21 protein-coding genes and 1 pseudogene are annotated in these 23,648 nt (G+C 44.5%); 11 read left to right on the forward strand and 11 right to left on the reverse strand.

From position 1 onward, the window contains the following. Positions 1-8: 8 nt before the first annotated feature. Complete coding sequence (locus I6E38_RS03215; protein ID WP_235392648.1) at positions 9-1,127, forward strand: cysteine desulfurase family protein; 1,119 nt, start codon at positions 9-11, stop codon at positions 1,125-1,127. 198 nt (positions 1,128-1,325) lie between these two features. On the opposite strand, the pseudogene I6E38_RS03220 reads toward I6E38_RS03215, so the two are convergent. The 3 genes and pseudogenes from I6E38_RS03220 to I6E38_RS03230 all read right to left on the reverse strand — a co-directional run. Next, positions 1,326-1,523 (reverse strand): annotated as a pseudogene (locus I6E38_RS03220) (IS1380 family transposase); the annotation flags it as partial. 241 nt (positions 1,524-1,764) lie between these two features. Further along, on the reverse strand, positions 1,765-3,324 hold the full coding sequence (locus I6E38_RS03225) for an ATP-binding protein (RefSeq protein ID WP_235392649.1): 1,560 nt from the start codon (positions 3,322-3,324) through the stop codon (positions 1,765-1,767). A gap of 51 nt (positions 3,325-3,375) precedes the next feature. Further along, the gene (locus I6E38_RS03230) at positions 3,376-4,269 is read right to left on the reverse strand and encodes an Rpn family recombination-promoting nuclease/putative transposase (protein ID WP_235392650.1); all 894 of its coding nucleotides are present in this window, start codon (positions 4,267-4,269) and stop codon (positions 3,376-3,378) included. A gap of 159 nt (positions 4,270-4,428) precedes the next feature. Between I6E38_RS03230 and I6E38_RS03235 the strand changes: the two genes are divergently transcribed. From I6E38_RS03235 to I6E38_RS03255, 5 genes are all read left to right on the forward strand, one after another. Then, the gene (locus I6E38_RS03235; RefSeq protein ID WP_235392651.1) at positions 4,429-4,923 is read left to right on the forward strand and encodes an RNA polymerase sigma factor; all 495 of its coding nucleotides are present in this window, start codon (positions 4,429-4,431) and stop codon (positions 4,921-4,923) included. Beyond that, positions 4,920-5,657: a hypothetical protein gene (locus I6E38_RS03240; RefSeq protein WP_235392652.1), complete on the forward strand. Its 738-nt coding sequence runs from the start codon at positions 4,920-4,922 to the stop codon at positions 5,655-5,657. Before I6E38_RS03235 ends, I6E38_RS03240 begins: the two co-directional genes overlap by 4 nt. Positions 5,658-5,706: 49 nt before the next feature. Continuing rightward, entirely contained in the window at positions 5,707-6,396 is a 690-nt protein-coding gene (locus I6E38_RS03245; protein WP_235392653.1) for a hypothetical protein, read from the forward strand. Between the two features lie 43 nt (positions 6,397-6,439). After that, positions 6,440-7,207, forward strand: coding sequence for a TlpA family protein disulfide reductase (locus I6E38_RS03250; RefSeq protein WP_235392654.1), 768 nt, complete (start codon positions 6,440-6,442; stop codon positions 7,205-7,207). Positions 7,208-7,295: 88 nt separating this feature from the next. Further along, positions 7,296-10,106 (forward strand): outer membrane beta-barrel protein, encoded by a 2,811-nt coding sequence (locus I6E38_RS03255; RefSeq protein WP_235392655.1) that lies wholly within the window; start codon positions 7,296-7,298, stop codon positions 10,104-10,106. A gap of 86 nt (positions 10,107-10,192) precedes the next feature. Here the strand turns inward: I6E38_RS03255 and I6E38_RS03260 are convergent, their stop codons facing one another. Genes I6E38_RS03260 through I6E38_RS03270 form a run of 3 tightly spaced genes read right to left on the reverse strand, consistent with a single transcriptional unit; the run spans position 10,193 to position 11,740 of the window. Then, positions 10,193-10,648 carry a copper resistance protein NlpE gene (locus I6E38_RS03260; RefSeq protein WP_235392656.1) on the reverse strand — a complete coding sequence of 152 codons (456 nt, stop codon included), beginning with the start codon at positions 10,646-10,648 and terminating at the stop codon, positions 10,193-10,195. Between the two features lie 52 nt (positions 10,649-10,700). After that, on the reverse strand, positions 10,701-11,210 hold the full coding sequence (locus I6E38_RS03265; protein ID WP_235392657.1) for a thioredoxin family protein: 510 nt from the start codon (positions 11,208-11,210) through the stop codon (positions 10,701-10,703). 20 nt (positions 11,211-11,230) lie between these two features. After that, entirely contained in the window at positions 11,231-11,740 is a 510-nt protein-coding gene (locus tag I6E38_RS03270; protein ID WP_235392658.1) for a nitroreductase family protein, read from the reverse strand. Between the two features lie 154 nt (positions 11,741-11,894). On the opposite strand from I6E38_RS03270, the gene I6E38_RS03275 reads away from it, so the two are divergent. Next, entirely contained in the window at positions 11,895-14,492 is a 2,598-nt protein-coding gene (locus I6E38_RS03275; RefSeq protein WP_235392659.1) for a M6 family metalloprotease domain-containing protein, read from the forward strand. A 6-nt stretch (positions 14,493-14,498) separates the two neighbouring features. On the opposite strand, the gene I6E38_RS03280 is transcribed toward I6E38_RS03275, so the two are convergent. Together I6E38_RS03280 and I6E38_RS03285 are read right to left on the reverse strand one after the other, a co-directional pair. After that, positions 14,499-15,254 carry a M15 family metallopeptidase gene (locus I6E38_RS03280; RefSeq protein WP_235392660.1) on the reverse strand — a complete coding sequence of 252 codons (756 nt, stop codon included), beginning with the start codon at positions 15,252-15,254 and terminating at the stop codon, positions 14,499-14,501. Between the two features lie 92 nt (positions 15,255-15,346). Continuing rightward, positions 15,347-15,514 carry a PG1828 family lipoprotein gene (locus tag I6E38_RS03285; protein WP_235392661.1) on the reverse strand — a complete coding sequence of 56 codons (168 nt, stop codon included), beginning with the start codon at positions 15,512-15,514 and terminating at the stop codon, positions 15,347-15,349. Between the two features lie 316 nt (positions 15,515-15,830). On the opposite strand from I6E38_RS03285, the gene mtaB reads away from it, so the two are divergent. The 3 genes from mtaB to I6E38_RS03300 all read left to right on the forward strand — a co-directional run bounded on the left by mtaB (position 15,831) and on the right by I6E38_RS03300 (position 19,240). Beyond that, positions 15,831-17,198, forward strand: coding sequence for a tRNA (N(6)-L-threonylcarbamoyladenosine(37)-C(2))-methylthiotransferase MtaB (gene mtaB / locus I6E38_RS03290; protein ID WP_235392662.1), 1,368 nt, complete (start codon positions 15,831-15,833; stop codon positions 17,196-17,198). A gap of 74 nt (positions 17,199-17,272) precedes the next feature. Then, positions 17,273-18,292: a glycosyltransferase family 2 protein gene (locus I6E38_RS03295; RefSeq protein WP_235392668.1), complete on the forward strand. Its 1,020-nt coding sequence runs from the start codon at positions 17,273-17,275 to the stop codon at positions 18,290-18,292. Between the two features lie 156 nt (positions 18,293-18,448). After that, complete coding sequence (locus I6E38_RS03300; RefSeq protein WP_235392663.1) at positions 18,449-19,240, forward strand: gliding motility protein GldB-related protein; 792 nt, start codon at positions 18,449-18,451, stop codon at positions 19,238-19,240. 237 nt (positions 19,241-19,477) lie between these two features. Here I6E38_RS03300 and mltG read toward each other — a convergent pair whose 3' ends face one another. Next, complete coding sequence (mltG, locus tag I6E38_RS03305; RefSeq protein WP_235392664.1) at positions 19,478-20,533, reverse strand: endolytic transglycosylase MltG; 1,056 nt, start codon at positions 20,531-20,533, stop codon at positions 19,478-19,480. A gap of 159 nt (positions 20,534-20,692) precedes the next feature. Here mltG and I6E38_RS03310 point away from each other — a divergent pair, with 159 nt between their 5' ends. Next, complete coding sequence (locus I6E38_RS03310) at positions 20,693-21,331, forward strand: HAD family hydrolase (RefSeq protein WP_235392665.1); 639 nt, start codon at positions 20,693-20,695, stop codon at positions 21,329-21,331. Positions 21,332-21,500: 169 nt separating this feature from the next. Here I6E38_RS03310 and I6E38_RS03315 read toward each other — a convergent pair whose 3' ends face one another. Next, positions 21,501-22,742, reverse strand: coding sequence for an ABC transporter permease (locus I6E38_RS03315; RefSeq protein ID WP_235392666.1), 1,242 nt, complete (start codon positions 22,740-22,742; stop codon positions 21,501-21,503). Between the two features lie 110 nt (positions 22,743-22,852). Continuing rightward, positions 22,853-23,605, reverse strand: coding sequence for an ABC transporter ATP-binding protein (locus tag I6E38_RS03320; RefSeq protein WP_235392669.1), 753 nt, complete (start codon positions 23,603-23,605; stop codon positions 22,853-22,855). Positions 23,606-23,648 lie beyond the last annotated feature (43 nt).

A 23,648-nucleotide genomic window follows, 5' to 3' on the forward strand; every position in this document is an offset into this window, starting at 1 on the left:
AAAAGGTAATGAAAACTATTGTTTATGCCGACAATGCTGCTACAACGCGTTTGAGCCAAAAAGCCTATGAGAGAATGTTGCCATACCTCTCATATGAGTACGGCAATGCGTCTCAACCTTATTCTTTTGCACGTTCACCCAAAAGAGCCTTGAAGCAAGCAAGAGAAACTATAGCCGAATGTATTGGAGCTTTGCCTGAAGAGATTTTTTTCACTTCTTGCGGAACGGAAAGTGATAATTGGGTAGTTGAAGGGGCGAGAAAGAATAATATGCCAATAGTCACTTCTTCAATAGAGCATCATGCAATGCTACGTCCTTGCGAGCAGGCTTTTAAGGATGGTTGTGATGTCGTTTATTTGTCTGTCTCTTGTGATGGTTTGATTTCTGTTGCTGAGGCCAAACGGATGATGTCTTTGCCAAATGGATTATTGTCTGTGATGTTCGCTAATAATGAAATAGGAACGATACAACCAGTGGCTGAATTGGCTGCGACTGCGCATGAGAAAGGATGGTTGTTTCATACTGATGCCGTACAGGCTGTTGGTCACACGCCAATAAGTGTTCATAGTATGGGAATTGATATGTTGTCAGCTTCTGCACATAAATTCAATGGTCCTAAGGGCATAGGTTTTCTTTATCTAAGAAAGGGTATAGAGTGGCCTTCTCTTATAAAGGGAGGTGCCCAAGAGTTTGGATGTCGGGCTGGTACAGAAAACATAGCATCGATTGTTGGTATGGCTACTGCCTTGGAAGAGAATACCGCTCAAATGAATCATAACATGGAGCATTTGAGTTGTTTGGAAAAACGATTAATAGATTCTCTGAATACATTTGGCGTTAAATATGTTCATAATGGTTCAGACAATCATATAGCCGGAAATATCAGTTTGTCTTTTACTGAAATTGGAGGCGAAGCACTAATGCATTGTCTTGATCTAAAAGGAATTATTGTGTCAACTGGTTCTGCGTGTGATAGTAAGGAGACGCAAATTTCGCATGTTTTGAAAGCGGTAGGAATTGATGAAGTCTTGGCAAAAGGAACAATCAGAATTTCGTTAGGAAAATACAACACGACAGAGGATGTTGATGCTATTGCGTATGGAATAAAATCTGTACTTAATAGATAAACATGCTTTTCCGTGCTTGTTAGATTCCAAATTTCTTCATGACCTTCATGACCTTCGTGACACTTTTTTGTATAATGCGACATGAGGCTATGGCAATGATGCAATAGCCTCATGTTCAATATAAAAGTCCATGTCTCGTCTTTTCCTCCACGAAGGTTATAGAACTCGACATTTTTTCTATCGTCAGTTCCTTTATCGCTCGACACATGACCCTCCACAGAAATATACACACATCAGAGAACGGATTATCTCGCTATATTGATAGCCATACACTTTGCTACGCAAACCTAAAGTAGAGTCTATTGTATGACACAACATCCTGTCGAATTTCTCCATAATTGGAAATATACCACCAAAAGATGTGAGTTTCTTGGATTTTATTTGTATTTTTGCCATGCCTGATGAGGTTTTGTTTGATTATTACAGCAACACTAAATTAAGTGAATCCTCTGACATGGCAAAATCCTGAGCCGCTTGGCTTGTCCAAGTAATGTTGATCGCCTCAAATTAGAGAAAGGCTATCATAATGGCCCTACTCATAGTTTTCGTATCAGATTTTCTATTGTACGAACAGGGCCTTGACAACTGTGGGTAAGAACTTATTTTGACAAGTATTCAGAGAGATAGTGGCGATTTTTTACTCTTCCACGATTCTCCATTCTCCAATCGTTCGTTTAAGGCTGTCGTAGTTCACGCCGACCTTTATCAGTCGCTTGCCTTCTGCCGACGGAATAAGATAACCCTTGTCGTTGATTTGTTGCAGGGCAGCGTCGGCAGAACCGTCATACTTTAGTTCCATCACGTATATGGCGTCAGGCAAGTGCAGCACGGCATCTGCTCTGCCTATTGCGCTACATTCCTCCACCTTGATATAGGCTCCCATAAGATTAAAGATGAGATAGAACACGGTTTGGAAGTCGCGCTCGTTCTTGTTTGACAATTGATTGGATATGCTTGCCAAATACGCCTGCATCTTCTGCAAAGCCCCATCCATATTGTTGTCTAACAGATTCTCCAGAAAATCAAAAACGAAGCCGTTGTTGTCCAGCTGTATTGGCGACAGATAGTTAGGCGCAAGCGACTTGACCATACCTATGCGCACCTCCTTGTTAGGAAAGTCAAGCTGGTACTTCTGTAGTATTGGGTTATACTTCTTTATGGTGAGATAACCGCTCTGATAGAGAAGTGGTAAGGCAGAAGTCATCTGTTCTGGCGAAACGTCAAAGTCGTCAATAGATGCGCTTTTCTTCTCTATGTCCATCACGCCCACATGATATTTCTGTAAAGTCTTTATCAGATAACTCGGTGTACCCGAACTGAACCAGTAGGCAGCAACCTTCTTGTTTCGCAAAGCCTTGACAAGGCTAAACGGATTGAAGACATCCTCTGCATGTTCGCTGAAATGATAGCCATCGTAAAAATCTGTAAGCTCAGCCACCATTTCTTCAAATGTTACGCCATTGGCTTTGGCAAGCAATTCTACATCTGGCTTCATCTGCGTAAGCAGTTCTGTCTTGCTTATGCCGCAGATAGCAGAGTAATGGTCGTACATGCTTATGTTGTCGAGGTTGTTAAGCTCGCTGAAGATGCTTAGTTGAGAGAATTTGGTGATGCCGGTAATAAATACAAACTTAAGGTAAGGATCGAGCGCCTTTATCGGACTATAGAAATTCTGCATTATGCGGCGTAATGTTTGCAAGTTGTCTTTCTCGTGTACCACGTCAAGCAACGGAGCATCGTATTCGTCAATAAGAAGAACAACCTTCTGTCCAGTTTGTTCGCAAGCGCGCATTACAAGATATTGCAGACGTTGGTTGGGATTTTCCGCTCCATCCTCACGTCCGTATATCTTTTCATATTCCTGAAGTTTAAGATTCAATTCGCTAAGAAGACCTTTCTCATCCATGTGCTTTGCTGTGCTCATGTCGAAGTGCAGCACAGGATGCTTCACCCACTCATTCTCATAGTCTGCTATAGCAAGGCCGTCAAACAGTTCCTTGCGTCCCTCGAAATAAGCCTTAAGAGTTGAGACAAAAAGAGACTTGCCGAATCGCCGTGGGCGACTCAGAAACAAATATTGCGAACCGTTTTTCATCATCTTCACAATGTATTTTGTCTTGTCTATATACACGTAGTTTCCTTCGCGTATCTTATCGAAGGTCTGCATGCCAACTGGATACTTTCTTATCTCTTGCATCTCCATAGCCTTGTGGTTTTAATATTTTGTTGTGAAACTGTTATTGTCTTCTTAATTATTCAGCTGTTCAATATCTTGTATCTCCAGCCCGGTAACTTTGGCAATGTCTTCTAATGTCATTCCTATGCTTAATAGATTTCTTGCCACATCAGCACGACCCTCTTTTACTCCCTCTTTGCGTCCTTCTTCTCTTCCCTCTTTGCGTCCTTCCTCTCTGCCTTCCTCCATGCTTCTCCTATTGGAATCAACAAACAGCAGGCGTTCTGCGCCAAGTTTGTCCCAAAAGTCCTCGTAGGCAAGCAGCTCGTCTTTCGACATAGCAGATTCCTCTACAGTTTTCAATGCCTTTGAGGTTTCTGGATTGTCCAAGAGTTCTTGCGGCACTTCCTTTGTCTGTTCGTCAATTTCTGTAAGGAACCTAAGCCACAGCACAGCCATTTTCTTTTCTTTTATGGAATGAGCCTGAAACTTGGGAAGCTCTACGAATGTGAAATGCAGTCCGTCGATAATCTCGTTGCTATGCAACTCGTGCACCACATTATAGTTGTGTATAAACTCATCGGGGTATTCCTTTATGAAGATTTCGTTTACAAGATTGAGCGAGTAGACTGGTTGAAGCAATTCATACTTGCGCTTTTTGTCAAGTTGGCGCACAAAGGCCTTGGAAGCGTTAAACAGCACGCGCTGCTTGAAAGCTTCTGTCCACAGCATCTGCATCTCGACAATAAACTGACGGTTCTTCACGTCGCGGCATCTCACATCTACTATACTGTTCTTGCCTACATAAGTGTCGGGCACAAGTTCGGGCGAGAGATACTCCACACTCTCTATCTGCTCGTCGTCAGCCAATGGCAACAGAGCATTAAGAAGACTGATGAGCAAATCCTTATGTTCGCCGAATATCTTCTTGAAAGTAAGGTCGGCTTTGGGGTCAAGATATCTCATAATGGAAAAGTATTTACGGGTTGACGACTGTGACTATATATTATATGTGGCAAATTTACTAATAATAATCGAGATTTATGATAAAAAATATTAGTTTTGCGTAGCGAAATAATAACTCTTGTGTTATTATTAATGTAAAAACAAATAGAAAGAAATGACGTGGAAATACAAGAGTTTGTGAATGGTGCAGAGAGTCTGCGCGATGGTTTGCTCAAGCAGGCTATGCACTATCTTGGTAATGGCTCTGACGCTGAGGATGCTGTTCAGGAAACTCTCTTGAAACTGTGGACTGCACGTGAGCGTATAGCGGATGCTACAAAGATGCAGCACATGGCTTCGGTTGTGTGTAGAAATGTATCGCTTAACATGCTTCGTGACGCAAGGTGTAATGTGCAGATAGAGAAGGTTGGATATGTGGCTAATGCTGACAATCCGCACAACCAACTGGAAATTAAAGAGAGTGACCGTATGCTGAAACAGAGTATCAGAGCACTTAGCGACAGGCATCGTGCCATTATACGGATGCGCAACGTCGAGAATATGCCGTATGCAGATATTGCACGTATACTCGGTACTACGGAAAGCTCGGTGCGTGGAATGATAAGCAAGGCACGAACAGAACTTATTAAGAATCTTAAAAAGGCAAAACAATGAAATACTCAAGAGAATATATAGAACGACTGTTGGGCAAGTTTGTTGATGGTCTGACTACAGAACTTGAGGAACAGCAGCTTGCAGAATACTTCGATACAGCTGATGATATTCCTGCGGAATGGCAAGTATATAAGGAGATGTTTTGTAGTTTCAAGACTGATGAATACAACTTCAGCAATGCGGAGCTTGATGCAATGCTCACATCTGATGTGGCTGTTGAACCCTCTGCAGCGCATATACTGCCAAAACATACATCACATGTATGGCGTTGGGTGGCTGTTGCTGCATGTGCAGCAGTAGTAGTGGCATTCGTTGCTATCCGACCATGGGCAGCTTTTACAGGCAATACTTCTGATGTAGACAATATGGTTGCTGTAGAAAAACCGAAAAAGGCAGACGAGGTAAAATGTGATGTGGGCATTGTCAAGACACATGATACTGACATAATAGAAAAGTCTACAGAGGAAAGGGTTGATAATAACACTCAAAGGAAGACTCAATCCAAGCGATTGACCAAAAAGCGATTGCCTACAGTCGAACCAAGTGTAGTCAATAGAGTTGATAATATCATCGCTACAGTAACATTACCAAACGAACAGGTGGAAAGTTATGAGATAAGAAAAGTGGGTGAGGCAAACATTGTGACCAAATGTTATGATGATGGAACGTCTGCCTCCTTCATTGTCTCATGTTCTGACGATGAGTTGAGCAGTCAGCTTATTGCACTCAATTAAAACCTATAGCTCTCAATAGAAATAATAAACAACTTAAAATATTATACTTATGAAAAAGTTTTTTGTCCTTACATTTATTGCGCTCTTTGTGGCAACAGCATCGTATGCGCAAGAAAACGTCTTTATCATTAATGGCGAGAAGGTTGAGAATTTCGACGGTTCACAACTCACGGGAAAGAAAATCTTGTCGTTTAATGTGATAAAAGACGACAAAGGGGATGTTTACAGTATACATACTGATGAAATATTGCCTGATAGTCTGAGAAACCGACCGTATAAAGTTTCTACCAAATTGCATTACATCACAAAGGATACTTTGGCAAATGGAAACAATCTCAATAAGTTGGAGAAGGCAGGTAAGAGAGAGGTGGAAGTGACAAACTTTGACATGCTTAATTCCAAGCCTTTGATTGTTGTGGATGGTAAGGAATACAGTGGCTCTATCAGCTATATTAAGCCTGGCGATATAAATTCTATTAATGTGTACAAGCCAGGGTCGGACGTAGCCAACGCCTACAGAGAGAAAGGGAAGAATGGTGTGCTGAAAATCTTCACCAAGGCAAGCAAGGATAATGTCTCGTATGTTGTAGATGGAAAACCTGCAACGTCTCAGGAAGTGAAAGACATTGCACCATCTAAAATCTCAAATGTCGTTGTGCTGAAGCGTGGCTCAAAGGCAGCTATGGACTATGGGGAAGTGGGCAAGACGCATGATATTTGTATTGTCAAGACAAAGTGATGCTTGCTATAATGAATGGTAGGATATAAAACACAATCAACGTATGAAAAAGATTTTATTACTGCTTGGTTTGTTGTTGTGTGTTGCATCTCAGATGATGGCACAGGACAAGGTAGTGCCAATGTATAGAATTGGGAGACATTATTTCTCTAAGGAATTGCCGATGGATGAGGCCTTTAAAATTAGCAGTTCGATAATGGCTCTTGCTGATAAGGACGGAAATCGGGTTGTCAATCTCTTAGTGGGCGACGACTTCAAGGTGCCGCAGTCGATAAAGAAGTATGAGATTCCTTTTGAAAAGGTGCTTAATGGTGAGCAACTTGAGGAAGGAGTGCAGAACTTTGAAAAGATGAAAAGGCTTATCAGTTCAACTGATGTAGAGAAGTTTATAGTTGGCAAGGCTCTGCCGGATGACTTCTCTGAGAAAGATATTGATGGCAAGACATGGACCAAGGATGGATTGAAAGGTCGTGTAACGGTTATAAATGTGTGGTATTCCGGTTGCGGACCGTGTCGAAGGGAGATGCCAATGCTCTCAGCATGGAAAGACAAATATCCTGATGTGCAGTTCGTTTCTGCCAATTTCGAGAATGTTGATAAGGTGAAGCAAATCACTGAGAAGGAAGGCTTTAATTGGACGCACATTGCCAATGACACGTATTTCACAAAAAGAGTGGGCAATGAGGGCTATCCATTGACCATTGTTGTAGATAAGGATGGCGTTGTAAGATATTGCAAGCATGGCGCTAATGACAATAATGTCAGCAGTGAGATATTGCAATTGATAGAAAAATTAGTCGGCTGTTGTTAAAATAGGTTAATACTGTTCATAAATAATGCTTTAATACGTTATATAATCAAAACGTCAGAATTGACACCAAATTTAAAATAATCAACGTATGGAAAACGTATTAAAGAAACTTTTTGTTGTGTTATTGCTCTGCCTTGTGCAGTCGACAGTTTGTCATGCCGACACGTTCAAGGGTAAGATAGTTAATGCCGAGACGGGCGAGATACTTATTGGAGCGACAATACGAAGCGAGATTAATCCACAGCCAGGATGGTCGATGCAGAATCAGGCTGAGACCGACAGCACTGGCTGCTTCTTTCTCAACGCAAGTTGGGAGGGTCGCATCATGTTCACGTTCAGCATGATTGGATATAAGAATGCGCGTAAGGTGGACTATGCTTACGGTAAAGAAGTGAATGACACTACCGACCTTGGCATCATAAAGCTTCAGCCTACTGCCCTTATGCTGAAGGATGTGGAGGTGACGGCAAAGATGCCTCGCATCACAATGTCGGGCGACACTATTGTGTTCAATCCCGAAGCATTCAAGCTGAAGGAGGGGGCACGTCTCGACGAACTCATCAAAAAGTTGCCAGGAGTGGAGAACCGTGACGGCAAACTCTACTGGAACAACAAACCCATACGCTTGATGATGAATGGCAAGAACTTGTTTGGTGGCGACCAGATTATAGGTCAGTTGCCAGCCGAGGTGGCAGGCAAGCTGAAGCTGTACGACCGCAAGTCGGAACTGGCTCGACATACAGGCAAGGATGAAGGCGATGAAGACCATGTGCTCGATATTCAGGTGAAGCCAGGTTTTCTTGACAAGTGGTATGGCAATGTTGAGGCGCAATATCAGACCAAAAAGCGCTACATGTTTAATGTCACCGCCAGCAAGCTGAGCGACCACGACCCGCAGATGGTTTATGCACAGGCCAACAATGCCAACCGCTATATTGACAGAACCATGAACTCTTCAATGAACGCTAATATCGATGGCGACGGCAAGAGCCAATACGGATCGTACAACTATCAGCACAACTGGCAGACTAAGGGTGCTGACAAATTCGACAACAACAGTTTTGACATCAGTGCAAATATGGGACACAGCGACGGTTGGAACACAATAGGAAAGTCTACAGAGACCTTCTTCCCCAACCAGGAACGCACGTTTGCCGTGTCAGAAAGCTATCGCTACAAACATAAAATAACCCCACAGATGCAGGCACGTCTCTTTGCCTACACCGACTCGCTGAACACTATCAGTGTGAACGTGAAGGCTACATACGAGAAAATCCGAAACACCGATGAGTACAAGGGTGCCTCGTATGGCTATGAGCCAAACCAGTTTGAATATCATTCGCTCAATGCTGCTCTTGCCGCCAAGCCCGGCGACGCACTCTACGAACGACTCATCACACGCAACCGCAACTATCAGTCTTCCGAACAGCAGACACGTGGCATCAACATCGATTATACGTGGAAGCACTTCCTCGGCAAGAAAGGCTCGTTCTCTCTGCAAGGCTACACCAACATCAATGGAGCCAATGAGGACACACACATCAACCGCAATCTGGAGTATCTGCGCGAAAAGCGAAGCGAGACAGTATGGCAGTATTACGACCGCAGCAACCATAATCTTAGCACACGTCTTGGTGCTTCGTTCGACTATTGGTTTGGCAAGAAGGTGTATGTCAACATTCTCGACAACGTGACCTATTCACGCACACGCACCACACGCGATTTCTTCACCGACAACAACGAGCAGAACGTAGTAGGCGGCACACCTACAACGCTCGACCCTACAAACGCTATGAGCTATCTTATGCACAAGTGGACTAACCAACTGACGTTGAAGTCGACCATCACACCGGTGAAGGCTCTGATGATTATGCCTAAGTTCAGCTGGAACGTCTATCGTGAGAATACCGACTACCGCTACGGACCGCTCGACACTACAGCCGTGCGTACGAGCCAGACCTACGAGCCGTCGATATTCTTGAAGTGGAAGATGAGCCGTATGCGCAATATGGATCTCTCGTTTGCCTACACCACCACTGTGCCCGACCTCGTCAGCACTTTCGCCTACCGCAACACCATCGACCCGCTCGCAATATCTACAGGTAACCCATTGCTGCGCAATTCGCACAGACACACCACTACGTATAACTATCACCGCATGTGGCTGCGCAAGCAGATAGTGATGGGACTGAGCGCATCGTACATCAAGGACATCAATCCCGTTGCCACACTCTATCGCTACAACTCCTCTACGGGTGTGTATGAGTCGAAGCCGATGAATGTGAAAGGTGGCGACATGTGGAAGTTCGGATTCAACTACGACCAGGGTTTGGGCGTTTACTTCCGACTGATGAACAAGTTTGCGTTGCTCACGTCGAAGTCGTACGGATTCCTTACGATTGTTGACAACGTCGATCCCAACGCCATTCCCGACCTCAACCTGCAGAAGCGCCTTGGCATTGACGAGAACATAGAGTTTTCGTATGAAGCAGAGAAGGTGCAGCTGACGCTGTTCAACCGTTTGCAGTGGAACCGCTACCGCTACGAAGACACTTCGTACAACACCAGTCCGCTATATAACAGCGCTGGAATAGAAGCTACGCTCCATCTCTCGCCGTTCGAACTGTATATACGATTGTCTGACGATTATCGTTCGGGCTATGCCACTTCAGCAATGAACGGACACAAACTTATGTCGCAAGCAAGCATCAGCTATGGTTTCTGCAAGAACAAATGCAGGCTGTCGCTATATGTTGATGACATCTTCAACAAGGACATCTGGTACGAAAGCGACTACTCGGCATATCAGCGCAGTGAATCTTCGATAAACTATATTCACCACTATGCAAACCTTAGGTTTACATACACATTTGATGCGAAAGCTAAGAAGAACAAATAAATGATTGGATACGAAAAACGGGAACAGCAGACATTTGATTGTCCGCTGTTCCCGTTATTATGTTTATATCTTCAGAAAGGTTTCTCTTACTTTTTGGTCAGCACGTACAGCTTTGCCATTTCGCCTTCTGCCTCATTGCCAAGCGAGTCGGTCATAACGACACTCTTGCTGTCCTTGACCTTATAGAATGTATGTTCGCCGCTTGACGGACGTACAAGCATTAGGACGTTTCCGTCGAGCACCTGCAGCACGCCACTTGCTTCGTCGTGTCCGTCTTTACGGTCTATATAGTCTTGCTTCAACTCGTATGTGCTGTCGGCATTGATAGTGAGAACAGTCTTTATTCCCGGGCAATCGGCAGCAGGCAGAGTGCCTTCGTAAGTGCCGGCAACAGTAGTCAGGTCAACATTCTCGCTGGCAACGGTTGTGTCAGCCACGCTTGTTGAATCGCTGTTTGCTTCGTTCTGTGCGGTCTTCTTGCCATTGCAAGAAACCATTATTGCTGCAGCCATTACTGCAACGTACATAAGATTTCTTTTCATACGTCTTTAGTGTTTTGTTGTTATTATCCTTTTATTAGTTGTTCTTCACTGTCTATTTCTTGTTCTCTACAGCAGCAGGAGTCCAGTTGTTGAAGAATCGCAGCACCTTCTTTTCGCTGTAGCTCTTTCCTTCTTCAAGAAAACTTGAGTCTTGTGTGTGCAGCACCTTGCCGTTGGCATCAAGTACAACGAATACGGGAAAACCGAAACGTGCCGGATTGTCAAGACGCTGCATCAGACGGGCGTCTCTCTTTGCAGCCTCTTCGCCACCAGCCTTACGCGGATTGTAGTTGACGTGCAGGTAAACGAAGTTATCGTTAATCACCTTGTTGACAGCCTGGTCTTTCTCTGCAAAGTCGGCAAAGCGCAGACACCATGGACACCAGTTGCCGCCTACTTGGCAAACTACATATTTGCCTTCGGCCTTAGCCTTGACGAGAGCCTTGTCAATCTGTTCCATGGGGTCGATGTTCTCATTATATACCTTCTTCAATGCGGTCTGTGCCGTGATTGTCATCACGGTCATCAGCATGAACATTGCTGTTATGAATAATCTTTTCATCTGTATTTCTGTTTAGTGGGTTAGATTTCTTCTACAATCTCATCCATTGCCTTACGTTTCTTTTCAGCACGTGGGCAATCCTCGGCTATATGTCCGATTGGTATGATGGCAACTGTCTCATAATTGTACGACGGGAACAGTTCGCTCATTACGTTGGTGTCGTAGTTGCACACCCAGCAAGTGCCCAGTCCGCGCTCTGCAGCAGCGAGACACAGGTGCTCTACGGCTATGGCTACGTCGATGTCGCCATGTGGCTTGTCGTCATAGCGTCGTGTCCAGCACTCATTGTTGTTCTTCATACATACAATGTAGAGTGGGGCGGTGCGGAACCAGTCGCGGTCGTATGCACGCCAAAGATTCTCTCTTGCCTCCTTACTGCGCACAACGACAAACTTCCAGGGCTGTCTGTTTACTGCCGATGGTGCCATTCGTACGCACTCCAATATATAGTTGAGGTCGTCGCTGCTTACGGGCTCGTCGGTATATTTGCGAGCCGAGAAGCGTGTCTGTGATAATTCAAGTATATTCATTTCCGTTTTGTTTAATCAGTCATTTCGATGGCGCAAATTTACGTATTTAAAATCAAAATATATTTATCGGCGTTTGAAAAAGTTATAAATTTGTTGGTTTATTAATTTTTTTATACTTTTGTGGATATATATCTTAAAACTTATATATAGTCCCATGAAGTATTATAGATACATCACTCTTTTAGTTTCCTTGTTTTGTACATTGGCTATTACAGCTGTACCAGCAAAGCGCAGTAAGACACAAGTACGTCAGCCGGATGGCACCATGATTACAGTCATGATGCGTGGCGACGAGAACTTCCACTTTATGTGTACCGAAGATGGAATGCCGATAGTCATGAACGCTGACAAGGCTTATTGTTATGCGTATATGGCTGACGACGGTGTGCTGCGTGCTTCGGCACAGATGGCTCATGACGCAAAACGACGTACTCAGGCTGAAAATACTTTTATCATAGGACATAAGAAGGAAGTAGAGCGCATTGCCAGCTTTGCTTCCAAACGTGCGGCAAAGCGTAATGAGGCTCGTTTCCAGCGACTTGCAAGACGTAAGGCTGCAATGGCAGCTTCGGGCAATCTGCTTACACGTATGGCTGGTGCTACTGGTGGTGAAGGAATTGGCGTTACGGGCAAGCGAAAGGGGCTTGTCATTCTTGTTGATTTTCAAGATGTGAAGATGCAGTCGGCTCACGACAATGCCGAATGGAATGACTTTTTCAATAAGGTTGGCTACAATACACTTGGCAACACTGGCTCGGTGCATGACTATTTCTACAGTCAGAGTTACGGACAGTTCGACTTGTCGTTTGACGTTGTCGGGCCGGTGACCGTATCGAAGAATATGGCAGATTATGGTGCCAATGACGAAAAGGGTAATGATAAGGATCCTGGCGGAATGATTTATGAAGCTTGTAAACTTGCTGCCGATAAGGTGAACTTTGCCGATTATGATTGGGATGGCGACGGCGAAGTGGATCAGGTTTTTGTGATATATGCAGGTCATAGTGAGGCTACAAAGCCCGAATTGATACCTAATACTATTTGGCCACATGAGTGGAACTTGCATGCTGCTGGTTATTCGCTTACTCTCAATGGGGTCAGAATAAATACTTATGGATGTACAGCCGAGCTTAACGACTATGGCAGAACAGACATGGCTGGTATTGGTACGGCTTGTCATGAGTTCAGCCATTGCTTGGGTCTGCCTGACATTTATGATACGTCGGGTGGCGACTGTTTTGGCATGGATATGTGGGATGTGATGGATTATGGCTCGTATGCTGGCAATGGCTATCGTCCGGTGGGTTATAACACATACCAACGTTGGGTGAGCGGATGGATGCAGCCAGATGTGCTGAGCAAGCCTACTGATGTGTATGACTTGCCGGCATTGAGCGATTCGCCAAAGTCGTATGTGATATATAATGATTATAAACCAAGAGAGTATTTTATATTAGAAAATCGTCAAAAGACAGGATTTGACACTGAATTGCCATCTCATGGATTGCTTGTCATTCATGTTGACTATTACAGCCTGATATGGGAAGACAATGCCGTGAATACTGATTCGTCGCATCCGCGTTTTAGTGTTGTGGCTGCTGACAACGACCGTAGTAAGAATACGCTTGAGGGCGATACTTACCCCGGTACATCGGGCAATACATCGCTAACTGATAGTTCTCAGCCAGCTACAATATTATTCAATGGCAATAGTAGTGTTGAAACCACATCGCTTGGCAAGCCAGTAACTAATATCTCTGAGAGTTCGGACGGGTTGATTTCGTTCTTGTTTATGGGCGGTGCTCCTTCTGTGCCTACTGAATTGAATTCTGTGCAGACAAGTGCCACTTCGTTTCTTGCTTCATGGAATGAGGTGGAGTCGGCAGACTGCTATAATCTTCAACTTGAAGAACTTGGACGTGTGTCACCTGAGGAGAATTTGCTGTTGGCTGAAGACTTTACAGGATGGGGTAGTGAAAATAAAGGTGATGGCACCAAGGACTTGGGTGATAAGCTTGATGAATTAATGGCTAATAAGGGATGGAAAGGATTTAAAGTTTATAAGGGTGCTGGCAGAATGAAGCTTGGTACGTCAACTGGTGGTAATGGTTATATTCAATCACCACTGATAAGTAAAAACAATTCGTTAAATGTAACAGTAAGTATTGTTTCTAAAACATATAAAACAGACACACCAAAGATTAATTTGTCGCTTGCTGATATTGAGGGAGATGTTTTTGATAGGAAACATATTGTTCCTAATGGTACACGACAGTTGGTCGTTCTTGATAATCCTAAATGTGAGTCCTTTAGTGTGAGGGTGCAACCAGAAAAGAGATGTTATATATACTCTATCAGTATATACGATGGTGCCTTCTCTGAGAGTGACTTTGCTGCCACTCGTGCCACAGGTGATGTCGTGTCGGTGAATGGTGTGAAAGATACCGTATATGAGTTCACATCGTTGCAGGCTGATGTTTCGTACCAATGGCGTGTGCAAGCTGTCAAGAGAGGAGTTGCACAAAAGTGGAGCGGTTGGCGTAACGTGAAATTGTCAAGTAGCAACGTTGGGGTAGAATCGGTTTATGATGAACGAAATGGCATAACACCATCTACCATTGTGTCTGTATATTCGCTTAGCGGAGTGTTGCTTGGACGTATGTCTTACGCCTCGTTTCTGCGCAACGGTAACTTTGCAGGCCTATACATACTGAAGAGCGGAGCAAAGACGTTTAAGATGACAAAAGGTTGACAGCTGTTATTTCTCAAAATGTTGGTAGTCTTTTAGCGAACGCCAGCTGCCTCCCCACGTAAATCCGTGCTGTGTAAACAGGCGGTAGGCGAGGTCGTTGCGATCAATCTTGTATTTGAATTGTTTGCTTCGATTGGCATATTGGCGGCCTTTCTCGGGGGTGACAATTGTCTTTCCGTTGGGGCTATGTTTTACGTAGGGGTTGTAAAGCGGGTTGAGGTCAACGGCTTTGCCCAAACTGTGCTTCGACAGTTTCTTCGAGCCTGCTACTGCTCGGTAGTTGAAGCACGACGTGTTGTTGTGATTCATCGATGTCACGTCGTCGGCATCGTAGTCGTCAATCAGTTGCATGCGCTCAATTGGGTAGTGTGCATCATACAATTTGCGGAATATCTCAATCAAATCATTTGCTATATCCTTATGGCAAATCATCTCGCCAGTCATTATCCGTCCGTCAGCTGTGTAGTGCAACAGCTGCAGATAGCGTAGCTCGGTGCGAGGCAGTGTGCAGTTGGTTTTGTACGACTTTCCGTATATGCGTGCAAAGAGTTGGCTGTCTATTGTCTTCTTGCAGAAGTAATGTTCAAGTCCGTTTTTCTTGATTTCTGCCATGCTTACGGTCTTTCCGGCTTGCCAATGCTCTGTTGAGGCTGCAATTGCAGCGTTGGTATTTGCATTATTTGGAATACATGTGAATGTTTCGGCTCTTGATAAAGAGGCGAATGTCAGGGCAACTGTTGTCAGAAGTGTTTTTGTATTCATATTGATTCTGTAGTATGCGTGGTAAGGGCATAAAAAAACCGCCGACCCTGAGGGTCAGCGGTTAATCTCTCATTTTTTGTTCGAGCTAACTATTACTCAGCTACAGTTGTATCAGCAGCAACAGCAGTTGTGTCAACAGTTGTGTCAGCTACCTGAACGGTATCGCTGTCAGCGTTAGCAGCAGGAGCTGCAGTCTTGTTACCACATGATGCGAAAGAGATAGCTGCGATAGCTACGAACATTAAAACCAATTTCTTCATTTTCTTTGCTTTTTTAAATCTGTAAAACAATCATTTGTTTATTAAAACATTGCAAAGGTATATATTTTTTTGATACAACGTTCAACTTTTTAGTTTTTTTTTTTTGAGAATTTTGTAACCCATTTGGAAATTACTGAAAATCAACAAGATACAGATTGTAAATAAATGTTAATCTTTTTAACAAGCCTCTCTTATACCACTTTTGACGTCATTTTTGTTGTTTTGTGTGCGTACAAAACATCATTCATAAAATCTTTTTACTACCTTTGCACCTGTTAAGCCACAGTTGGCTTTTATATATTATATATAATGTGAAATGATAAATACTTCAGTTTTTCAGAATAAGAAGGCAGCTTACTATACGTTGGGCTGCAAACTCAACTTCTCCGAGACGTCTACATTCGGTCAGATGTTGCATGAATTGGGTGTGGTTGCTGCAAAGGAAGGCGAGAAGGCCGACCTATGTCTCATCAATACATGCTCGGTGACAGAAGTTGCCGACCACAAGTGCCGACAGGCCATAAATCGTATGGTGCGCAACAATCCTGGAGCTTTTGTGGCCGTAACAGGATGTTATGCCCAATTGGAGTCGGAGAGGGTGAGCAAGATTGACGGTGTTGACCTTGTGCTTGGCTCCAATGAGAAAGCCGACCTTATACAGTTTTTGAGCGATGCTTGGACTGCTAAGGAGTCGGATGCCGAACATATGCAGCAGACAGGACAGGACTCGCTGCACCGTTATTACTCGGTTAAGACCAAGAACATCAAGTCGTTTGCACCGTCATGCTCTCGTGGCAACCGTACACGTTATTTCTTGAAGGTGCAGGATGGTTGCGACTACTATTGTACTTATTGTACCATACCATACGCCCGAGGCAATTCGCGCAACCCTACTATTAGTTCGCTTGTAGCACAGGCTGAACAGGCAGCTGCTGAGGGTGGCAAGGAAATTGTGCTGACAGGTGTGAATATCGGTGACTTTGGAAAGACAACAGGCGAGAGTTTTGTTGACCTTGTTAAGGCTCTCGACCGTGTTGAGGGCATCGAACGCTATCGCATCAGTAGTATGGAGCCCGACTTGCTGTCGGATGAGCTTATCGACTACTGTGCTCAGAGTCGTGCGTTCATGCCTCACTTCCACGTGCCATTGCAGAGTGGTAGCGATGAGGTGTTGCGTCTTATGCACCGCCGTTATGACAAGGCTCTGTTTGCACGCAAGATAGCGCTGATTAAGGAGCGTATGCCTGATGCTTTTATTGGTGTTGACGTAATGGTGGGATGTCGTGGCGAGACACCGGAGTGTTTTGAAGAGTGCTACGATTTCCTTGATGGTGTTGACGTAACCCAGCTCCATGTGTTCCCGTATAGTGAGCGTCCTGGCACAGCTGCATTGCGTATTCCTTATATTGTCAGCGATGCCGACAAGAAGTTGCGCAGCAAGCGATTGCTCGAAATGAGCGAGCAGAAGCGTATCGACTTCTATGCACGCTATAAGGGTACGGAACAGGAAGTGCTCTTTGAGAAGGCTTCGCGTGGACGTGCCATGCACGGTTTTACAAAGAACTATGTGCGTGTAGAACTTTCGCCACGCGATGCTAAGGAGGAATATGACAACCAGCTAATTCGTGTACGCCTTGGCGACTTCAATCACGACAAGTCGGCATTGAGGGCCGAAATCGTTTAAGTGAAAAATGAAGAGTGAAGAACGAAGAGTGAAAAGAATGAAGAGTTAAGAATATAAGGTGAAGAACGATCATGATGAAAGTTGCAATCGTAATACTTAATTGGAATGGAGCGGCAATGATGCGCCGCTTCCTTCCTTCAGTAATTGAGCACTCGTCCGACGTTGCCGATATAATCGTAGCCGACAATGATTCAAAGGACGACTCGCTTGCCTTGCTCAAGGCGGAGTTTCCTACCGTTCATACTATTATACTTGACAAGAACTATGGCTTTGCCGGTGGCTACAATCGTGCGTTGGAGCAGGTGGACTATGAATATTACATGCTTCTCAACAGTGACGTTGAGGTGACTGAAGGCTGGATGGAGCGTCTTGTTGATTTTATGGATGCTAATCCGGAAGTTGCAGCATGCCAGCCAAAGCTTCGTGCCGAGCACTCGCGCGATATGTTTGAATATGCCGGTGCAAGCGGTGGATATATCGACCGCTATGGCTATCCGTTCTGTCGCGGACGTGTGTTCGATACCGTAGAGAAGGATCAAGGACAGTATGATGATCCATGTGAGGTGATGTGGGCAACGGGAGCAGCGCTGATGATACGCCGTGAGGACTACTGGCGTGTTGGCGGACTTGATGCCCGGTTCTTTGCGCATTGTGAAGAGATAGACCTTTGTTGGCGCTTGTGCAATCTTGGCCGAAAGATATATTGCGTTCCGCAGAGTGTTGTGTATCATGTTGGAGGCGGAACATTGCCAAAGGGTAATCCGATGAAGACATTTCTCAATTTCCGCAACAATCTGACGATGCTCTACAAGAACTTGCCTGAAGCCGAACTGGCACATGTAATGCGCGTTAGAAGAGTGCTCGACTATGTGGCGGCTTTCAAGTCGTTGCTGCTCGACCGTAATCTTGGCGAGTTCAAGGCGGTGGTCAATGGTCGCAAGGCTTTTAAGGCGTGGCGAAAAGATTTCGATGCCGACCGTAGGCAGATACAGGCTTTGCGCACATCAGCCACCGACGCTATGCGAAAGCCGTATTCTATATTGTGGCAGTATTATATACACGGATGTCGCACGTATAGAAATATTAAAGAATAGGCTAAAATTCGACAAATTTTGTGTTTTTTAATGGTTAAACGGCAGAAATATATCTGCCGTTTAATCTTTTTTAGCTGAAAAGTTGCTTGGAAAGAACTTTTTTAGTATTTTTGCATTGTGTTAATGAACACTTTTTAGAATAACAAGAAGCCTATTGTGAGAAAGATTTATATTATTATAGTAACAGCCATCATTTTGGTTTCAACAGCTTGCGAGTTTAAGTTGAAACAGTTTGGTGAAGAGGGTCAGCCAACGCTTGTACAGGTGCAGCGTTATGATCGTCTTGAAAGCCGTTATCTCACTACGGGCGATTTCTCGGCTCTTCAGCAGATGAACATTGACTACCCCAAACAGACGCGTATGCTTATTGAGGATATACTGCAGTTGGGCGAGGTGAATGATGCAGGCATTAACACAAAACTTCTGAATTTCTATCAGGATACGATTCTTCAGACTATCATAGCTGAGACAGATATGCAGTATGCCAATATGAACGACATCAACACTCAATTGAGCGATGCGTTTAAGAAACTTCAGAAGATATGTCCAGAGATAAAGATTCCCACAATATATACCCAGATAAGTGCGCTCAATCAAAGCATTGTGATAGGCGACAACACCATTGGCATATCACTTGACAAGTACTTAGGCAAGGATTTTGAACCATACCGTCGTTTCTACACTGAAGAGCAGCGTCAGCAGATGACGCGTGAGCAGATAGTGCCCGACTGTATGAGTTTTTATCTGTTGAGCCTTTATCCGCTGCGCAACTTCGAGAATAGTACGCAGCAGGAGCGCGACATACACATGGGCAAAATAATGTGGACGGTAAATAGATTGTTGGGACGCAAGGTTTTCAACACCAAGTACACCGCAATGGTAGACCGACTGGCAAAGCAGAATCCAAAATTATCGGTAAGAAACATCCTTGAACAGGACTGTAAGTAAGGATGTGTAGATTTGGCAGATGATTTTCTTCAAATTATGCTTTAAAGCATATATTTTAATTTGCACATTCAAATCTAAAGCCCTACCTTTGTGGTGTTATCCTGAATACAATCTTTTTACCTTAAGAAAAGGACTAATACCTATTGATAAAAATGCCGGCCGCTGTGAAGCAACCGGCATTTGATATTTTATAAGGTTTACTTTTTTTATTCCCTTACTTCTAATTTTTCTTTTTTATTATTTTATTCCTCTCTGATTCAGTGCCTGACTGTAACGTTTGGCATTTTGAAGGTGTTCCTGATAAGTACGTGCAAAGTTGTGAGTGCCGCTGAAGTCTTCCTTGGCGCACATGTATATATAGTCGTGGTGTACGTGGTTCAGCACTGCGTCAATACCTGCAATAGACGGAATACGGATTGGTCCTGGGGGGAGTCCGGGATTCTTGTAGGTGTTGTAAGGACTCTTGATGTATAGCAGATTATTGTATATTCGCTTCAAGTCGAATCGTTTCCATGCAAACTTAATTGTCGGGTCGGCTTGGAGTGGCATACCGTTGGGATATTCGGCGTTGCGCAGCATCAATCGATTGTAGTACATTCCGGCTACCATTGGTTTCTCACCATCATTGGCGGTTTCTTCATCAATGATACTTGCCAGTGTGCTCACTTCAACGGGCGACAACTTCATCGCTTGGGCTTTCTCTTTGCGCTCAGCATTCCAGAACCTTTTACATTCCTTGTGCATACGGTCGAGCAACTTCTCAGTACTTACGTTCCAGTAAATATCGTAAGTGTTAGGTATGAACATAGCTGCTATTGTAGCTGTGTCGTATCCATATTTCTGACATGTTGCTTCATCAGCAAGTGCGTGATATATGGTAGCGCTATCAAGCATAAGTTTCTTTGAGAACTCGGCAGCCAAGCGGTCAACGGTGCGTACTGACGGTACAACAAGATTCACCGGAGTCTGCAATCCGTTCTTCAGATGGCGGAACACAACAAACGAGCCTTCACCGGGACGAACGGCATAACGTCCGGTGCGAATGTTATCGGCATACTTGCTGTTGTTGACAAGCATCTTGAAGCCTGTCATCTGCGTACCCTTTTTAGAGAACTCAGACATCTTTGTGTAAACCGAGTCGATAGTGTCGTCGTTGTCGATGTATACATATTTGGTATCATTGCCAACGAGCAAGGCAGAGAAGAAGAACATGTATGCAGCACCCATTATGATGCCCAAACATGCGCACGCCAGTATAATGACGTTTCGCTTTGTGTTGTTTTTTCTTTTCATGATGTGTTTGGTATTTAAACGTTGGCGCAAAGGTACAATAAAAAAATGTTAGGGCAAAAGAATGGCTTATTAACTTTTCGGGCTTAAAATTATTTGTATTTTCCTCACGTTTTTAGATAAAATATAAGTAATTTCGCAGTAATAAATACATTAATATATATGTACAATACTTATATTTTTGATCTTGACGGTACGTTGCTGTCTACTCTTGGTGATTTGGCAGCAAGTTGCAACTATGCCTTGCGCACAAATGGCTTACCTGAGCGCACTATAGATGAGGTAAGACAATTCGTAGGAAATGGTGTGAAGAAACTTATGGAACGCGCCATTCCCGGCGGACTTGACAACGATAAGTTTGACAAGACCTATGCTGATTTCCGTCAGCATTACATGCAGCACAATCTTGATACAACCAAACCATACGACGGTGTGATGGAGATGCTTGAGGAGTTGCGCAAACGGGGAAAGAAAGTTGCTGTGGTAAGCAATAAGTTCTATGCCGCTACTCAGGAACTGTGCCGTCACTTCTTCGGCGACCTCGTGCCTGTAGCTATTGGCGAACGTGAGGACATTAGCAAGAAACCTGCCCCAGATACAGTGTTGGAAGCAATGCGCCAACTTGGAGTTACTGCCGAACGTGCTGTGTATATAGGCGATAGCGATGTGGATATTGATACGGCACGCAACTCGGGAATGCCTTGTATCAGTGTACTGTGGGGATTCCGCGACAAGGAATTTCTATTGGAACATGGAGCAACAACGCTTGTTAGTACACCGGAAGAAATATTGGAAAAGTAAAAGAGTAAAAAAGTAAAAGGGTAAAAAGGTAAAGGAGTAAAAAGTAAAAAGGTAAAAGAGTAAAGAAGTAAAAAGAATGGGATGCGATTAGATTTTTCAGTAATGAAAAAATCCAAACGCTCAAGTTTATCTTTTTACTTTTTTACTCTTTTACCTTTTTACTTTTATATTATTCGTATCGTATTGCTTCAATCGGGTCGAGCTGAGCAGCCTTCTTTGCCGGATACCATCCGAAGAACACTCCGGTGAATGTACATACGGCGAAGCTCATGATAATGCTCCAAGGCTGAATGTAGATGGGCCAGTGAGCTATGAACTTAACGGCGTATGATGCGCCGACTCCCAATGCTACACCTATAAGTCCGCCAGTGACACTGAGCAGTATAGCCTCAATGAGGAACTGGTTGAGGATGTCGATGCCACGTGCGCCAACCGACATGCGCAGACCGATCTCACGTGTACGCTCGGTTACGCTCACATACATGATGTTCATGATACCGATACCGCCCACGATGAGCGATATGCCAGCCACACAACCCAATAGTATGGTCATCATGTCGGTGGTAGAGTTCATCATACTTGCAAGTTCCTCCTGCGAACGGATGTTGAAATCATCGTCGTCGGCAGCTTGCGTGTCTGTTGCATCCTTCAATTTATGGTTGCGACGCAGCACAGAAGTTATCTCGTCAATGGCCTTGCTTGTAAGGTCTTCGGTTATTGCCGAGCAGTTGATGCCTCCGAGGTAGGTCTGAGCCTTGATACGCTTCATGACTGTTGTGTAAGGAGCCAGCACCAAATCATCCTGGTCCATACCCATAGAGTTGTAACCCTTCTTCTTCAATACGCCGATAACACGGAACGGGATAGAATTGAATCGAACCACTTTGCCTACTGGGTCTGAACCGTCGGGGAACAGATTGTCTACAACAGTCTGTCCGAGAATGCACACCTTAGCGCTTGCCTTGATGTCGGCATCGGTAAACATCTCGCCTTCGTCAACCGACAACTGTCTTATCTCAAGATAATCCTGATTGACACCATAAATAGATGACGGCGTGTTGTTGTTGCCGTAAATCCATTGTCCGCTGCTGTTCACAGTAGGACTTATGCCCTTGATGAAGTTGCACTCGTCCTTTATCGACTGATAGTCGGTCAGCTTGAGCGTCTCCATTGAAGAAGCATCCTGCCTTACACCACCCGGACCACGGTCGGCACCCGGACTGATCATAATCATGTTTGAGCCCATCTCGGCAATGTTAGCCTGAATGCTCTTCTTCGAACCCTGGCCAATGGCAAGCATCGTAATGACCGAAGCCACACCGATAATGATACCGAGGGCGGTGAGGAATGAGCGCAACTTGTTGGCAGCGATTGCGCGGAGGGTTATCTTTAAAAGATTGCTATAATTCATTTTCTTAATGTTTGGTTTTTAATGTTTAATGTTTGCTTGCTTAATTGTCAATTAAATGCGTTTGCATTCTTTCCAATTAAACACTAAACATTACTCATTAAACATTATTGTTACTCGTCCGAGTTGGCTGGCAAGGCTGCCAGACCTTCGGCTGCCGACTGTATATTGTGGTTGTACTCGTCGCTTATCACGTGTCCGTCGCGCAGCATAATATTGCGTGAGGAGTAGTTGGCAATGTCGGGATTGTGAGTCACGAAGATGATGGTTCTGCCTGCTGCATGCAGCTTTTGGAAGAGTACAAGAATCTCGAACGATGTACGTGTGTCGAGATTACCCGTTGCCTCATCCGCCAGAATCACCGCAGGGTCATTCACCAATGCACGAGCTATGGCTACACGCTGCATCTGTCCACCCGACATCTGGTTCGACTTATGATACAATCGTTCGCCCAATCCTACTGCCTGCAATGCCTTTATGGCACGTTCTTCGCGCTCCTTGGCGCCAACTTCGGTGTTGTACATCAGTGGCAACTCAACGTTTTCAACGCTTGTAGTCTTCGGCAGAAGGTTGTAGTTTTGGAATATGAATCCAATCTTACGGTTGCGCAGCACGGCACGTTGCGACTTCGACATCTTCCTGACCGACACTCCGTCGAGATAGTATTCGCCCGAACTGGGTGTGTCGAGACATCCGAGCTGATTAAGAAGCGTAGACTTGCCCGAACCCGACTTACCCATGATTGTGACGAACTCGCCTTCGTATATCTTGAACGACACTCCGCGCAGCGCATGTACAGTCTCATCGCCTACGATGAAGTCGCGCTTAACGTTGTCGAGTTCTATTACTACTTTCTTTTCGTCCATATATATAATAAAATGTGTAGGATGAAGCCCCACCCCCTTGCCC

The organism is Leyella stercorea, assembly GCF_021531355.1.
Classification (GTDB): domain Bacteria; phylum Bacteroidota; class Bacteroidia; order Bacteroidales; family Bacteroidaceae; genus Prevotella.

Excerpts from the sequence above, each read along its gene's own strand:
- I6E38_RS03215 (WP_235392648.1), top strand. The coding sequence starts at position 9 with ATGAAAACTATTGTTTATGCCGACAATGCTGCTACAACGCGTTTGAGC.
- I6E38_RS03225 (WP_235392649.1), bottom strand. The coding sequence starts at position 3,324 with ATGCAAGAGATAAGAAAGTATCCAGTTGGCATGCAGACCTTCGATAAG.
- I6E38_RS03230 (WP_235392650.1), bottom strand. The coding sequence starts at position 4,269 with ATGAGATATCTTGACCCCAAAGCCGACCTTACTTTCAAGAAGATATTC.
- I6E38_RS03240 (WP_235392652.1), top strand. The coding sequence starts at position 4,920 with ATGAAATACTCAAGAGAATATATAGAACGACTGTTGGGCAAGTTTGTT.
- I6E38_RS03245 (WP_235392653.1), top strand. The coding sequence starts at position 5,707 with ATGAAAAAGTTTTTTGTCCTTACATTTATTGCGCTCTTTGTGGCAACA.
- I6E38_RS03250 (WP_235392654.1), top strand. The coding sequence starts at position 6,440 with ATGAAAAAGATTTTATTACTGCTTGGTTTGTTGTTGTGTGTTGCATCT.
- I6E38_RS03255 (WP_235392655.1), top strand. The coding sequence starts at position 7,296 with ATGGAAAACGTATTAAAGAAACTTTTTGTTGTGTTATTGCTCTGCCTT.
- I6E38_RS03260 (WP_235392656.1), bottom strand. The coding sequence starts at position 10,648 with ATGAAAAGAAATCTTATGTACGTTGCAGTAATGGCTGCAGCAATAATG.
- I6E38_RS03265 (WP_235392657.1), bottom strand. The coding sequence starts at position 11,210 with ATGAAAAGATTATTCATAACAGCAATGTTCATGCTGATGACCGTGATG.
- I6E38_RS03270 (WP_235392658.1), bottom strand. The coding sequence starts at position 11,740 with ATGAATATACTTGAATTATCACAGACACGCTTCTCGGCTCGCAAATAT.
- I6E38_RS03275 (WP_235392659.1), top strand. The coding sequence starts at position 11,895 with ATGAAGTATTATAGATACATCACTCTTTTAGTTTCCTTGTTTTGTACA.
- I6E38_RS03280 (WP_235392660.1), bottom strand. The coding sequence starts at position 15,254 with ATGAATACAAAAACACTTCTGACAACAGTTGCCCTGACATTCGCCTCT.
- I6E38_RS03285 (WP_235392661.1), bottom strand. The coding sequence starts at position 15,514 with ATGAAGAAATTGGTTTTAATGTTCGTAGCTATCGCAGCTATCTCTTTC.
- mtaB (WP_235392662.1), top strand. The coding sequence starts at position 15,831 with ATGATAAATACTTCAGTTTTTCAGAATAAGAAGGCAGCTTACTATACG.
- I6E38_RS03295 (WP_235392668.1), top strand. The coding sequence starts at position 17,273 with ATGAAAGTTGCAATCGTAATACTTAATTGGAATGGAGCGGCAATGATG.
- mltG (WP_235392664.1), bottom strand. The coding sequence starts at position 20,533 with ATGAAAAGAAAAAACAACACAAAGCGAAACGTCATTATACTGGCGTGC.
- I6E38_RS03310 (WP_235392665.1), top strand. The coding sequence starts at position 20,693 with ATGTACAATACTTATATTTTTGATCTTGACGGTACGTTGCTGTCTACT.
- I6E38_RS03315 (WP_235392666.1), bottom strand. The coding sequence starts at position 22,742 with ATGAATTATAGCAATCTTTTAAAGATAACCCTCCGCGCAATCGCTGCC.
- I6E38_RS03320 (WP_235392669.1), bottom strand. The coding sequence starts at position 23,605 with ATGGACGAAAAGAAAGTAGTAATAGAACTCGACAACGTTAAGCGCGAC.